At 44.8% G+C, this 15,096-nt stretch carries 7 protein-coding genes and 1 rRNA gene; 5 read left to right on the forward strand and 3 right to left on the reverse strand.

Annotation, left to right across the window (positions count from 1 at the left end; all coding sequences use genetic code 11):
- Positions 1–115 (forward strand): 5S ribosomal RNA (gene rrf, locus JZ784_RS14800).
- Between the two features lie 544 nt (positions 116–659).
- Entirely contained in the window at positions 660–2,033 is a 1,374-nt protein-coding gene (locus JZ784_RS14805) for an MFS transporter (RefSeq protein ID WP_346315381.1), read from the forward strand.
- A gap of 288 nt (positions 2,034–2,321) precedes the next feature.
- Here the strand turns inward: JZ784_RS14805 and JZ784_RS14810 are convergent, their stop codons facing one another.
- Entirely contained in the window at positions 2,322–3,014 is a 693-nt protein-coding gene (locus tag JZ784_RS14810) for a TIGR04219 family outer membrane beta-barrel protein (RefSeq protein ID WP_346315382.1), read from the reverse strand.
- Between the two features lie 707 nt (positions 3,015–3,721).
- Here JZ784_RS14810 and JZ784_RS14815 point away from each other — a divergent pair.
- Positions 3,722–5,209, forward strand: coding sequence for a sodium-dependent transporter (locus JZ784_RS14815; protein ID WP_346315383.1), 1,488 nt, complete (start codon positions 3,722–3,724; stop codon positions 5,207–5,209).
- Position 5,210: 1 nt separating this feature from the next.
- Positions 5,211–5,354 carry a methionine/alanine import family NSS transporter small subunit gene (locus JZ784_RS14820; RefSeq protein ID WP_005012345.1) on the forward strand — a complete coding sequence of 48 codons (144 nt, stop codon included), beginning with the start codon at positions 5,211–5,213 and terminating at the stop codon, positions 5,352–5,354.
- 96 nt (positions 5,355–5,450) lie between these two features.
- On the opposite strand, the gene rsmB is transcribed toward JZ784_RS14820, so the two are convergent.
- The gene (gene rsmB, locus JZ784_RS14825; RefSeq protein WP_346315384.1) at positions 5,451–6,758 is read right to left on the reverse strand and encodes a 16S rRNA (cytosine(967)-C(5))-methyltransferase RsmB; all 1,308 of its coding nucleotides are present in this window, start codon (positions 6,756–6,758) and stop codon (positions 5,451–5,453) included.
- Positions 6,755–7,717 (reverse strand): methionyl-tRNA formyltransferase, encoded by a 963-nt coding sequence (gene fmt, locus JZ784_RS14830; protein WP_346315385.1) that lies wholly within the window; start codon positions 7,715–7,717, stop codon positions 6,755–6,757. The genes rsmB and fmt overlap by 4 nt, the downstream gene beginning before the upstream one ends.
- 410 nt (positions 7,718–8,127) lie before the next feature.
- On the opposite strand from fmt, the gene JZ784_RS14835 reads away from it, so the two are divergent.
- Entirely contained in the window at positions 8,128–15,045 is a 6,918-nt protein-coding gene (locus tag JZ784_RS14835; protein ID WP_346315386.1) for an ESPR-type extended signal peptide-containing protein, read from the forward strand.
- Positions 15,046–15,096: the final 51 nt, after the last annotated feature.

Here is a 15,096-nt window from a genome sequence, read left to right on the forward strand (position 1 = left end):
GCTGGCGACAATAGCAAGAGTGAACCACCTGATCCCTTCCCGAACTCAGAAGTGAAACCTCTTAGCGCTGATGGTAGTGTGGGGTTACCCATGTGAGAGTAAGTCATCGCCAGCTCATTATTCTAAAACACCCCTAACTCAAGCAGTTAGGGGTGTTTTTTTATGCGAAATAAAAAAATAGGAAATAGTTGCCCGCGGAGAGCCTTGAACGCAGTCTGAAGCCCTGATATTGATCTTCTTAAGATATGCAGCGTATTTTTATTGCTCCAGACATCATTTTATTCTGAGTTTTATTATGATTTAGTCTGATTCTTTTTGCCATTTAAGGGATAAATGCGGCTATAGGCTCAGGCCTTCATAATTTTTTATAGATTATCTGGTTAAAACTGCCAATTTTTATATCAAATCATCTATTGTCTGATTGTTGAATTTATATCATTAACACATTGATTTTTATTAAAAATAAAACTAGACCCATGGTTCATCGCTTAAGTATCAAATAAATATTTTTATTCTCCATAGCTTTTTCTGACATTTTATTACCAATTATGATTTTGATATTTTTAAGGTATGGGGTGATACCTTTGAAATTTTGGACAAAAACCATTCAAAACCGCATTGTAAACCGAAATTAATCTCACAATTGGAGGTGAGGTCTCATGTCGGCAAACACAATGAATGTGAATAATGCCATAGATAATGCAAAATTTACAAAATCGCATTTAAGCATCATGCTTTGGTGCTTAATTTTAATTTTATTTGATGGCTATGATTTAGCGATTAATGGCGTGGCTTTGCCGCTGTTGATGAAAGATTGGGGGCTAACCACAGTTCAAGCGGGCATGCTGGCGAGTACGGCATTGGCTGGCATGATGTTTGGCGCGATGCTGTTTGGCACGCTGGCAGATAAGATTGGCCGTAAAAAGGTCATTATGATTTGCGTATTCTTATTCAGCGGTTTTACTTTTGCGGGCGGCTTTGCATCGAACCCAACTGAATTTGGCGCATTGCGATTTTTAGCCGGTTTAGGCATCGGCGGTGTGCTTCCTAACCTTGTAGCGCTCACTTCGGAATATGCGCCGAAAAAGCTGCGCAGTACGCTGGTGACAACCATGTTCAGCGGCTATGCCATGGGGGGAATTATGGCAGCGCTGTTTGGATCATGGTTTACCCCAAGCTTTGGCTGGCCGATCATGTTCTTTATTGCGGGCTTTCCGCTGCTGCTATTGCCATTTGCATGGAAATTTTTGCCTGAATCAGTGACTTTTTTAGTCAAGGTCAAGCGTCATGATGAAGCGCGTCAAATTCTGAAAAAGATTTCTCCTGAGCAGCCTTTGAGTGCCGATACACAGCTTGAACTGTCGGAAGTGACTGTGCCAGGCGGAACAACAGTTAAGGCGCTGTATCAGCAAGGCCGGGGTATCGGTACAGCTTTATTCTGGCTTTGCTTCTTTATGTGCTTATTGACGCTCTATGCGTTAGGCAGCTGGCTGCCTAAATTGATGATGGCGGCAGGCTATTCGATGGGCAGCAGCTTAATGTTTCTGCTGGCGATGAATATTGGTGCAGTGATCGGGACTGTCGGCGGCGGTATTCTGGCAGATAGATTCCACTTAAAGCCGGTGATTATCAGCTTATGTTTAGCAGGGGCGGTTGCATTGTCGCTGCTGGGCTTCAACTCGCCGCAGCCGGTTCTTTATTTCCTGGTTGCCGTTGCAGGCGCTTCTGCCATTGGCTCACAAATTTTGCTGTACAGTTATGTGGCGCAATATTATCCATTATCTGTGCGTTCAACAGGAATCGGCTGGGCATCCGCAGTTGGCCGTACGGGGGCGATTGTCGGGCCTATTTTGATCGGTATTCTATTGTCTAAAGAATTTCCGCATCAAGTCAACTTTATGGCCGTCGGTATTCCTGTGGTGATTGCGGCTGTTGCGGTATTCTTTATCCGTAAAAGCGAAACAGACGTTGAAGAGATTCAAGCCGCAGCTTCGTCTAAAAAGGCCTTAAAGGCACAGCGTTCATTGGGTTAATTTCATGCTTGATTAAAAGGCTCAGATTATCGGGGCCTTTTTTACGCTTAAAAGAATCAGGTTGCAAAGAAAAAAACCCTTGGTATCCTGCCAAGGGCTTTTTCGTATCAGTTTTCGACTGAACTCCTGTTCGGTCTAAGCTTCCTGCTTTCTTTAATTTTATTCTTTTCATTTTGTTCTTTTGAGACATCCTGTCTCTGTATGATCTCAATATATTTGAATTCAGCATGGCTGTATAGCACTGCTTTTCGTCAGCGCTTGTAAGCGATTGCGTACATGGCAATGCATTTAAAAATGCGCTTCTACGCCTAAATATGGGCCTTTAAATTTCAGTTTAGCTTCGTCATCTGAATCTTTCTTCAATTGAATATCCAGTATGCGGTAACCGATTTTTGCGCCGACATCGACTAAAGCAGAATCAATAAAATTATATTTCAGTTCAGCCTGAGCATCCGTGACTTGCTCATGATTCAATCCGGCTACGCTGACTTCAGCATTAGCGCTAAATCCAGTCAAAGGCAATTTTACGCCTGCCTGCGCGTACAGCATAGGCAGGGTTTCACTGATATCTTGCGTTGAAGTGTAATTATGGCGAATATCACCCTCAATGCTTTTCACACCTGCGCCGACATCTGCATTGATAATATTGTCCAAGATTTCGTAATACAGAATAAAGTCTGAGTAATTAATATCGAGCTGGTTGCGCTGAACATCAGAAAAGCTTTCTGCGCTTTCTGCCTGCAGATTAATATGCTTAATTTTGACATTGGGCAAAAAGGGTACAGGATGTTCAATGGCTGCAGAGAAAGCAAGCCCGCGGTCATCATCCAGTTCAGACTGAGAGGGATTGTGCTGCGGATGGCTCAGATCCGCATTGTATTGCCAGTAATCAATGCTGCCTTTGAGTCCAATAAAATCAGCATGCGCGCTATGCAGCGCCGTTATGCCCAGAATGGCGCAAAGGAGTTTTAAAGCTTTCATGTTGCATCCCATCTATGAAAAATAATCTTAAAAGTTTGAGGCGGCTGAAAAGTGCCCATATTCCACGCGCATCATAGCTTGAATGTGCCCCTGCGAAAAGAAAATCTGAAGTCCGGTTGTTTTAAAAAAAATGCTATTAAAGCGTTAGGACTGTGCTTTACTTATAAAAAATGAAGGAAATCACATGAATAATGCGCTAAAAGGGCAGACGGATATGCTGAAACTAGGCTGATGCAGAGCGGCATTTGATGAATGGTGAAAAAATCGCTTGGGATTTATATAAAAGAGCTGAAAAAGCGGTTTGATGATGTGCTGAATGCCGGTTAGCCGCGCGGTTTAAAGACGCATTGATTCAGGCGGCAAATGCATTCCAAAAAGTTTGTTTATTTATGAATAATAATGTATAAAAAATAAGCTGATAATTTGTTCAAATGAATAGAAATATATTATGAAAAGTGAATATTTCAGCCACAAATTACAGAAAATTTGCTTAAAAGACGGTATTGTTTAGTTCATATAAAGGTCAATATCTGTAAAGAACTTTAAGCAAGATTTAGCAGAATTTTCCTGTTTGCAATTAGCTGATACCGCTCAAAAGGCGGCGCGCTATGTTCAGACACACAGAATTATTTTTTTAATGGCACTTTTGCGGCTTGCGAATAATCGATAAAAAAGCAGCATCAAAAGGAGCCTAAGGTTGATATTTTATGACAGATACTCGTGAAAACTGGACGTCACGATCGGGCTTTATTATTGCAGCCGTCGGATCTGCGGTAGGGCTTGGCAACATTTGGCGTTTCCCTTATGTTGCTTATGAAAATGGCGGCGGCGCATTTTTAATTCCATATTTAATTGCTTTAATTACTGCCGGCTTACCGCTTTTATTCTTAGATTACGCGGTTGGCCATAAAAGCAGCGGTTCGCCTCCAAAAGCATACCGCAAGCTGTTCCGCGGAGGCGAGACTCTGGGCTGGTGGCAAGTCTGTGTGTGCATCATTATTGGCCTGTACTATGCCAGCGTGCTGACTTGGGCCGGCAGCTATGTGTATTTCTCGATTGGCCAAATGTGGGGCCATGATCCTGAAGGCTTCTTTTTTAAGACCTATTTGCAGACCAGTGATGCAGCCGGCTTTGATCCCAGATTTGTCAGCCATATCTTTTGGCCATTGGCAGGCATTTGGGCGCTGACACTGGTGATTTTATACGGCGGCGTGAAAAAAGGCGTCGAGCTTTCAAATAAAATTTTCATGCCGTTATTATTTGTGCTGTTTACAGTCTTAGTCATTCAGGCATTGCGCTTGCCAGGCGCTGCAGCGGGCTTAAATGCTTTCTTTACGCCGAACTGGGCCGCCATGATGGATTATAAAGTCTGGCTGGCGGCCTATGGCCATACCTTCTTCTCGCTGTCTGTAGGCTTCGGGATTATGGTGACCTATGCATCTTATTTAAAGCCGAAAACCAATTTGACTGGTTCAGGCTTAATCGTTGGTTTTGCAAATGCATCGACTGAAATATTAGCGGGCATCGGTATCTTTGCCGCGCTGGGCTTTATGGCCTATACCGCAAATTCGAATGTTCAGGATGTGGTCAGCGGCGGAATTGGCTTAGCTTTTATTGCCTTTCCTAAAATTATTTCCAGCATGGGTTCTGGTTCAGACCTCTTTGGCTTTTTATTCTTCACTTCGCTTTTTGTCGCGGGCATTTCATCAATGGTCAGTATTTTGGAAGTTCCAATTGCCGCCATGATGGATAAGCTGAAGTGGGGCCGTAAAAAAGCGGTAACAATTGTTGGCGGCGGAAGCGCAGTGGTTTCTATTGCGCTGTTTTCCAGTGTGAACTCAATTAAGCTGGTGGATATTATTGATCATTTCATCAATAACATCGGCATTATTGGCGGCGCTTTGCTGTCCATTGTCTGCATTGCCTGGTTTAAGCGTTCGGCGCTGCTGGAAATTAAAAATCATGTGAATGCCATTTCTACGGTAAAATTGGGCAAGGGCTGGGATTTCACTTTAACGGTAATCACGTCACTGATTCTGCTGGTGACGCTGGCCATGACGGTTTACCACCTGCTGATGAAAGGCTATGGTGATTACAGCGCCAGCCTTCAATGGATATTTGGCTGGGGCTGTGTGATGTTCTGTGCCGTGGTTGCTCTTATTTTGGCGCAAATGAAAGACCGTGAGGAGCGTTAAGATGAATACTTCCGCAATTGTGATGATGGTGATTTCCATGGTGTTTTTATGGGGCGGATTGGCGTTGTCCATTCTGCACTTAATGAAGAACCCGGAAGAGCTGGATGATGTGTTGGAAGATGTGAAGGACCAGCACACGCTTTAATAATCATCCCCAAAAAAAAGCAGGCTTTACAGCCTGCTTTTTTTATCCGCGCTTGCTCAGCTTCTGCTTTTCAGCGGGGGAGAGCGTCAAGGAAAGTTAAGCGGTTTTCTGGATTCGGCAATAATAGAAACCGTCTCCAAAACCGTTCTCAGGCAAGAGTTGACGGCCGTGGATTTGCGCCAGCCCCCAATTTTCTTCAATTTTAATTTCTTTGGCATCTGCATGTTCAGCAAAGAAATTCACCATTTGCTGTTCATTCTCAATTTTTAAAATAGAGCATGTGATATACAGCAGTGTTCCGCCGACTTTCAATTGCCCCCACATGTGGTTCAAAATCTGCTTTTGCAAATCTGTAGTTTGCTGAATATCGGCCGACTGGCGCAGCAAACGGATATCCGGATGGCGGCGCATGACGCCAATGGCGGAACATGGCGCATCCAGCACAATGCAGTCTACAGGTTCTGGCGCAGTCCATTTGGCTGCATCCGCAGTGATAATTTCGACATCCGCCTGCGCGCTTAATTCCAGGCGCTCTAAGTTTTCTGAAACACGCAGCAAGCGTTTGGCGTCATGGTCCAGCGCAATCAATTTTTTAGGCTGGAAGCGTTCTAAAATATGCGCGGTTTTACCGCCTGGTGCAGCGCAGGCATCTACGACAATTTTGTCATCAAGGTTGGGCAGCAGCATGGCGCACAATTGCGCATGCTCATCCTGAACTGAAAAACCGCCTTCTTCAAAACCCGGCAGTTGAGTAATATTGCCTGTTTGCTCAAGGACAATGCCGGCATCTGAAAGATCACATGCATGCGCGCCGATCTGTTCTTCATCTAAAATTTCAAGATATTCATCACGGCTGATTTGACGCTGATTGACGCGCAGGGTCAGCGGTGCAGTCTGCTTCAGATTCTGACAGAGTTCCGTCAGCTGTTCTGGCCAGTCTTTTTTCAGGCGCTTGAACAGCCAGCTTGGCAGGCCATGGCTATTTCCCAAGGCCGTTTGAAATTCCTCTGTTTCACGTGAAACACGGCGCAGAATGGCATTGACCAATCCGCTCATCGGCTCAAAGCCTAATTGCTTGACCGCGTTGACGGTTTCAGAAATTGCTGCATGTGCAGGAATGCGCGTGCATAAAAGCTGATATAAACCTAAATATAAACAGCTTTCTAAGGCTTCATTGTCTAAAGGCTTAGTGAGCAGGGGCAGGGTAATGGCTTTTAAGGAATACCACTGGCGCAAGCAGCCTAAGCTGAGCTCATGATACAAGCCGCGGTCACGTTCAGAAACAATATTGAGATGCTGGTTTAAGACAGATGTTAAAGATTGCCCATTTTGTACGGCCAGTAATGTCTTAACGACTTGCGCACGCAAATTCAAATTTTTTGCAGACGATTGAATTTGGCTCATGCGAATGTATTTCCTGCTGATAGTTTTTGAGTTTGATTAATTTGAACTGGATTTAACGCTTTACCGCCGGGCCATTGCAGGCTGGTGAGGCAAACGGCCTTTTCGTTGCCGCAAGCCACATGAACGCCAAGGCTGTCTAAACAGAGAATAGCGCCTGGCGCCTTTCCGGCAGCATTTTGCTCAGACAGCATTGAACCCCAAACACGCAGATTATTGCTTTCGTCCAGCGGGATAAAGGCTACAGGCCATGGGTTAAATGCGCGGATATTGCGGTCAATGCTGACCGCATCCAGCGACCAGTCAATTTTTGCTTCCGCTTTAGACAATTTATGCGCATAGACCGTGAGTGATTCGTCCTGAACTTCACGGGTGTCCAAGTAATGCTTAAGCTTTTCTTCAGACTCGAGAACAGCAACGATTGCCTCTGCGCCTTGACGCGCTAATTTATCTTGCAGGCTGGCTGACGTGTCGGTTGCGTCTATTGGGCAAATGGTTTTATACATCATGTCGCCGGTATCCAGGCCTGCCGCCATTTTCATGATGGTTACGCCTGTTTCTGCATCTCCCGCTGCAATCGCGCGCTGAATGGGCGCGGCGCCGCGCCAGCGGGGCAATAATGAGCCATGAATATTCAGGCAGCCGTATTGAGGCGTATCCAGAACCGCTTGAGGCAGGATCAGGCCATAAGCAGCCACAACCATGACATCGGCATTCAATTCAGCTAATTGTTTTTGCGCAGCCAAGCCTTCTTCAGTTGACGCTTTGAAGTGCAAGGGCTGATAAACCGGCAAATTGTGTTCGAGGGCTAATTGCTTGACAGCAGATGCTGTCAGCTTCTGTCCGCGTCCAGCTTTGCGGTCAGGCTGAGTATAGACCGCGATAATTTCGTGATCTGTATTGATCAGCGCAGCCAGTGCTTCAGCTGCAAATTCAGGTGTACCCGCAAAGACGATTTTCACATGTATGCCTAAAAAATTAAAAGTTGATTATATCAAACATGGTTCAAAAAACCTTTGTCAGCCCAAATTTGTTAATTAATATAAAAAATATATAAGAATTTAGTTTTTTTAAATAAATAAAAGTGACTGTTTAAAAATATTTAATGATTTATTTTTGTAAAAAGCGAAATTCTTTCATTTTACTAAATAGTAAAACTAATTTATTTAGATATTTTGAATAAAATCATATTAAACATGACTTTATGATGAGAGTGGTGGTTATTTTTTGTATATTATTCATGTTTTATGAAAAAACAGATTAAAATAAAATAGATCAAACATATTTTTATGCACGTAATTTGTTATGTTTTTGTGTGTTAAATCATCGAAATTAAAACGCATAAATTCATTGAAAAGAGAGCCAGATTTAGATGAATAAAGTCTATAAAGTTGTGTGGAATGTAACTCTAGGTACGTGGGTTGCTGTTTCTGAATTAGCCAAAGGTCATTCGAAAACAAAATCGAAAACACTCAAGCTGCTTGCATTGCCTTTAGCAATCGGCGGCATTCTATGTTCATCTGAAGTGTTAGCAGCTTCATATGAAATTGGCGGCGGCAAAGCTGTAGTGAACAATTCAATTGCAATTGGCACCGATGCAACTACAGCAAGCAGTGTGACTGGTGCGAATCAATCGATTGCGATTGGCAATATTACAAAAGCATCAGGTGACCAATCGATTGCATTGGGTGCAAATGTCATTTCATCAGGCAATTCATCGATTGCAATTGGCGGTGATGATATTGACCGTATGGCTGAAAACAAAGCAGTCAATGATTCTTATGAAGCCTTGACCGGTGTGCGTTTAAAAGCGAAAGAGTACCGTTCAACAGAATCAAAAGGCCATGGTTCAGTGGCGTTGGGGGTACAGGCATATTCGGAAGGCAACTTCTCTACAGCCGTTGGCATGACGGCAACATCTTCTGGTGTTGCAAGCACTGCATTGGGGGTATTTGCGAATGCTGCTGGCGGCGGCGCGCTGGCCATTGGCGCAATTTCTAAAGCGCAAGCAGATCAAAGTATTGCGTTGGGTACAAACTCAATTGTCGATAAAGCAGCCATCAATTCGATTGCGATTGGTAATGGCGCGGTAGCAAATAATAAAAATTCTATTGCTATGGGTTCCGGATCAATTGCAAACAGTCAAACTTTGTCAAATCAAGCCTATTTGGTCGGAGGCACGGCTAAAGGCGAAATGAATATCGGGGACCGCCGTATTACGGGGGTAAGTGCAGGTTCTGCAGATACAGATGCAGTCAATGTTTCACAGCTGAAAAAAGCGGCTGCTCTAGCGAAAACGACAGTCAGCAATGGTAAAAATATTACCGTTAAAGAAACTAAAAATACTGACGGCAGCAGCAATTATGAAGTTGCAACAGCAGATGATTTAAATGTAACGTCTGTAACAGCTGGCAATGCCACGCTGAACAATAATGGTCTAGCGATTGCTGGCGGCCCGAGTGTACTGGCTTCCGGTATTGATGCAGGCAGCAAAAAAGTGACCAATGTCGCCAATGGTGATATCATCGCTGCTTCAAAAGATGCAGTAAATGGCAGCCAGCTTTATCAAACCAACCAAAATGTAACGAATGCGCAAACAGCTGCGGATGCTGCGCAAGCAACAGCAAATAAAGGCATTAGCTTTGGTGATGGCAAAACAAATAATAACTATGCGCTGGGTGAAACAATAAATGTGAAGGGTGACAGCAATGTCACCAGCACGACTACAAGTGATGGCGTACAGCTGGCTTTAGCGAAAGACATTACTGTAGACAGTATTGCCGCTGGAAACAATGTTTTAAATAATAGCGGCCTAACCATTGCTGGCGGTCCAAGTGTACTGGCTTCCGGTATTGATGCAGGCAGCAAAAAAGTGACCAATGTCGCCAATGGTGATATCAGCGCTGCTTCAAAAGATGCCGTGAATGGCAGTCAACTGTATAGCGCGCAAAATAATATTGCGAGCGTGATTGGCGGCAGTACGTCTATTGATCCAAATACAGGCAATATCAGTACGTCTAATATTGGCGGTACAGGTAAAAACACTATTTCTGAAGCTGTAGCAGCAGCAAAAACGACGGTCAGCAATGGTAAAAATATTACTGTTAAAGAAACTAAAAATACTGATGGCAGCACTAACTATGCAGTTTCTACAGATGACAATTTAGATGTTACGTCTTTAATAGCTGGCAATACCACTATTAATAACAATGGCTTGACCATTGCTGGCGGTCCAAGTGTTCTTGCATCGGGCATTAATGCGGGTAATCAGAAAATTAGCAATGTGGCCAAAGGTGATGTATCTGCATCATCAAAAGATGCAGTGAATGGCAGCCAGCTTTATCAAACTAACCAAAATGTAACGAATGCGCAAACTGCAGCGGACGCTGCGCAAGCAACAGCAAACAAAGGCATTAATTTTGGTGATGGCAAAACAAATAATAATTACCAACTAGGTAACACAATTAATGTGAAGGGTGACAGTAATGTCACCAGCACGACTACAAGTGATGGTGTACAGCTAGCTTTAGCGAAAGACATTACTGTAGACAGCATCACAGCAGGCAATACGGTCCTTAACCAAAATGGTTTAAGTTTTATTACTGCGGCAGGTGCGCCTGCAGGTCCAAGTATTACAGCTACAGGGATTAATGCTGGCGACTATAAAATAACCCAAGTTGCTAAAGGGGATTTAAGCGCTCAATCTTCCGATGCCGTGAATGGCAGTCAACTTTATGCTGTTCAGCAAAGCGTTGATAATGTGATCACAAAGGCACTAACTGGTGTACAAGCAAAATTCTCTGTTGCAAGCAATGGGGATGCGCCGTCGTTGGTTGGTGAAGGTGCCATCCTTGATATTGGTACAGATGCAACTGAAAAGAATTTAAATGTATCGCGTATTGGTACAACGATTGATTTTAGTTTGAATAAAGACTTGGCCTTAGATTCTGTTACGACAGGCGCAACTAAGCTTAGTGATAACGGCTTACAATTTGTCAATGCGACTGGCGATCTCATGGGACCAAGCATTACTGTATCGGGCATTAATGCAGGCGATACAAAAATTAAAAATGTTTTAGCCGGAGATGTGAATGCAACTTCTAAAGATGCGGTCAATGGCAGTCAGTTATTTAAAACAGATAACAAAGCACAAACTGCTTTAGATACAGCCAATAAAGGCTTTGCATTAAAAGCGCAAGACGGCAGAACGGTTCAAAAAGCTTTGGGTGAAGCCGTTGACGTGGTGGGCGCAGATTCAAATATTGAGACGCTGGTTGCGAATGGCCAAGTTCAAATTCGTTTGGGTGATGACATTAATGTCGCCAACAGCATTACGGCAGGCGGCAATACTTTAAATGCGCAAGGCTTAACCGTAGGTGACAGCATTTTAACCAGCAATGGCTTAAGCATTGCCAACGGCGGTCCAAGTGTGACATCTGCGGGCATTGACGCTGGCAATAAAGTCATCAGCAGTGTCGCTGCGGGCGCGATTTCATCAACATCGCAAGATGCGGTGAATGGCAGCCAGTTATATGCTGCGCAAAATAATGTGGCGAATGTGATTGGCGGCACTGCTGTTGTCGATGCGAAAGGCAATATCAGCGCCTCCAATATTGGCGGTACAGGTAAAAATACCATTTCTGAAGCGGTGGCTGCTGCGAAAAGCACAGTGGAAGAAGGCAAGAACATTACCGTTAAAGAAACAAAAAATACGGACGGCAGCAGCAACTACATCGTGGCAACTGCAGATGATTTAGATGTTAAATCTTTGAAAGCAGGCAATACGCTGATTAACAACAACGGCTTAACCATTGCCAATGGCCCAAGTATTACTTTAGCTGGTATTAATGCCGGCAATAAAGTGATCAGCGATGTTGCCGCAGGCAGCATTTCAGCAGCCTCAAAAGATGCAGTCAATGGCAGTCAGCTTTACGGCGCGCAGAATAATGTGGCCAGCCTGATTGGCGGAAGCACGGTAATTGATCCAAATACTGGGGCAGTGACTGCTGCAAATATTGGCGGTACGGGTAAAAACACCATTTCTGAAGCGGTTGCTGCAGCCAAAACGACTGTGACTGAAGGCAAAAACATTACGGTTAAAGAAACGAAAAATGCCGATGGCAGCAGCAATTATCAAGTCGCGACAGCGGATAATTTGGATGTGACATCTCTGAAAGCCGGCAATACACTCATTAATAATAATGGTTTAAGTATTACAGGCGGCCCAAGTGTTTTAGCTTCAGGCATCAATGCAGGCAATAAGAAAATTAGCAATGTTGCCAATGGCGATGTGACTGCAACTTCGAGTGATGCGGTGAATGGCAGCCAGCTTTATGCGGTAGATTCGCGTATTGATCAGATCTTAAATCAAAATATCGCCAATCTTGAGCAAGGTTTTAGTTTAACTGCAAATGGTCAAAACACCGCAGCGGTTGTTGCTGGCGCAACGATTGATATTGGTACCGCTGCGGATGAGAAAAATCTCACTGTGACCAAATCCGGCAATACCATTGATTTTGCATTGAACCCGGATTTGAAGGTGACTTCGGTGACTGCGGGCGGCACGGTATTAAATGACAGCGGTCTAAGCTTTGTAGGATTAGATGCAAACGGCAACCCTATTGCCACAGGGCCAAGTGTTGGTGTAAATGGCATTGATGCAGGCAACAAGAAAATTGCCAATGTTGCCAATGGCGATGTTTCTGCAAGTTCAAAAGATGCTGTGAATGGCAGCCAGCTGTATAGCGCGCAAAACAATGTGGCGAATGTGATTGGCGGCAATACATCCATTGATCCAAATACCGGCAATATCAGTGCGTCGAATATTGGCGGTACAGGCAAAAACACCATTTCTGAAGCCGTAGCTGCAGCCAAAACCACGGTCAGCCAAGGCAAGAACATGGAAGTGAAAGCCACTCAAAATGCAGATGGCAGCACCAACTATGAAGTTGCAACGTCTGACAATTTAGATGTGACTTCATTAAAAGCCGGCAATACCGCAATTAACAGCAATGGTTTAAGCATTGTTGGCGGCCCAAGTGTTTTAGCTTCTGGCATTGATGCAGGCAACAAGAAAATTGCCAATGTTGCCAATGGCAATGTTTCTGCAAGTTCGCAAGATGCTGTGAATGGCAGCCAGCTGTATAGCGCGCAAAACAATGTGGCGAATGTGATTGGCGGCAATACCGCTATTGATCCAAACACCGGCAATATCAGTACCTCCAATATTGGCGGTACAGGCAAAAACACCATTGATGAAGCGGTGGCTGCGGCTAAAACCACGGTAAGCCAAGGCAAAAATATGGTGGTGACTGAAACTAAGAATGCCGACGGCAGCAGCGACTATAAAGTTGCAACCGCTGACAATTTAGATGTGACTTCGTTGAAAGCTGGCAGCAGTTTATTGAACAACCAAGGTTTGAGCATTGTTGGCGGCCCAAGTGTTCTGGTTTCAGGCATTAATGCAGGCAACAAAAAAATCACCAATGTTGCCAACGGTTCAGTGACTTCAACTTCACAAGATGCGGTGAACGGCAGTCAGCTATATGCGCTGGATTCACGTTTAGACAGCATTATTAACAAGAACATTAATGCCTTAGAAAAAGGCTTTAATTTGAGCGCCAACGGACTGAATGAAAAAGCAGTGGTTGCGGGGGAGACCATTGATATTGGCACCGCATCAACCGAGAAAAACCTGACTGTCACTAAAACGGGCAATACCATTGATTTTGCATTGAATCCAGATCTAACCGTTGATTCTGTAAATGCAGGCGGCACGGTTATTAATGCTGATGGCTTAAGCTTCCAAACTTTGGATGCCAATGGCAACATCATTACGACGGGTCCAAGCATCAGTTATGCAGGCATTAATGCAGGCAATATGATTATTGCCAATGTTGCGAATGGTGCGGTAAATGCTGCATCGCAAGATGCCGTGAATGGCCGCCAGCTGTATAACGCACAAAACAATGTGGCGAACCTGATTGGCGGCAATACCGTTATTGATCCCAATACAGGCAATATCACCGCTTCAGATATTGGCGGCACGGGCGCAAACAACATTCATGATGCGATTCAATCAGTCAATAATGCGGCGGCCAATGCCAACCAAGGCTGGAATGTCAGCACCAATGGCGGTGCAGCCAGCAATGTGAAACCGGGAAATACCGTTGATTTCAGCAATGCTGATGGCAATCTAAAAGTTTCAAATCAGGGCAATAACATTACGGTCGATTTGAATAAAGACCTTAATCTGGGCGCTGCGGGCAGTGTAACAACGGGCGATACCAAAATTGATGACAATGGTTTAAGCATTGCCGGTGGTCCAAGCGTCACCAAAAACGGCATTGATGCCGGCAATAAGCAAGTGACCAATGTGGCTGACGGTCAAATTGCTGCGGGTTCACAAGATGCGGTCAATGGCGGTCAAATCCACGACATGATGGGCGCAGGCGCTTATGATGCTGCTGGCAACTTAAGCAACATCGGCGGCACAGGTGCAAACAATATTAATGATGCATTTGCAGCGGTGAACAAAGCAGCGACTGAGTCCAAAACGACAGTCACAGCGGGTTCAAACATTGATGTGACGTCTACTAAAAATGCAGACGGCAGCACAAACTATGTGGTGGCAACCAAAGATGACATGACTTTAAACAGTGTCACAGCGAAAGAAATCAATGCGGATAAAGTCGTTGCGGGCAACACCACAATAGACAGCAATGGCGTGAGCATTAAAAACGGCCCATCAATGACTGCTTCTGGCGTAGATGCGGGCAATAAAGCGGTGAGCAATGTCAGCAATGGCGTGCAAACCAGTGACGCGGTGAATATGGGGCAATTGGCTCAGTATCTGGGCGGCGGCGCTGGCTATAACAACATCACTGAAAGCTTTGATGCGCCGGCGTATAACGTCAATGGCGGCAGCTACAATAACGTTGGCGATGCTTTGGGCGCATTAAACCAAGCCGATCAAGTGCTGGGTGACCGCATCACCAACTTAGGCGATCAGTTGCAGCAAGCATTCTACTCAACCAATCAGCGTATTGACGATGTAGAGAAAAAGGCCAATGCCGGCATTGCCGCAGCCATGGCGCTGGAAAATGCGCCGTACATTCCAGGCAAATACACCTATGCAGCGGGCGCAGCTTACCACGGCGGTGAAAATGCCATTGGCGTCACCTTGCGTAAAACTGCCGACAATGGCCGCTGGTCATTGACTGGCGGTGTGGCTGCAGGTTCATCAGGCGATCCAAGCGTGCGCGTCGGCATCAGCGGCGTGATTGATTAATGCATTAGACGGGAAAGAGCCATGCGCTTTTTCCCTCTTGTCCTTTTACTG

Origin of the sequence: Acinetobacter sp. CWB-B33, assembly GCF_039655955.1 — a bacterium.
Taxonomy (GTDB): Bacteria; Pseudomonadota; Gammaproteobacteria; order Pseudomonadales; family Moraxellaceae; genus Acinetobacter; species Acinetobacter bouvetii.

Bases quoted from the DNA above. Each gene is read 5' to 3' on its own strand.
- JZ784_RS14805 (WP_346315381.1), top strand. From the start codon at position 660: ATGTCGGCAAACACAATGAATGTGAATAATGCCATAGATAATGCAAAA.
- JZ784_RS14810 (WP_346315382.1), bottom strand. From the start codon at position 3,014: ATGAAAGCTTTAAAACTCCTTTGCGCCATTCTGGGCATAACGGCGCTG.
- JZ784_RS14815 (WP_346315383.1), top strand. From the start codon at position 3,722: ATGACAGATACTCGTGAAAACTGGACGTCACGATCGGGCTTTATTATT.
- JZ784_RS14820 (WP_005012345.1), top strand. From the start codon at position 5,211: ATGAATACTTCCGCAATTGTGATGATGGTGATTTCCATGGTGTTTTTA.
- rsmB (WP_346315384.1), bottom strand. From the start codon at position 6,758: ATGAGCCAAATTCAATCGTCTGCAAAAAATTTGAATTTGCGTGCGCAA.
- JZ784_RS14835 (WP_346315386.1), top strand. From the start codon at position 8,128: ATGAATAAAGTCTATAAAGTTGTGTGGAATGTAACTCTAGGTACGTGG.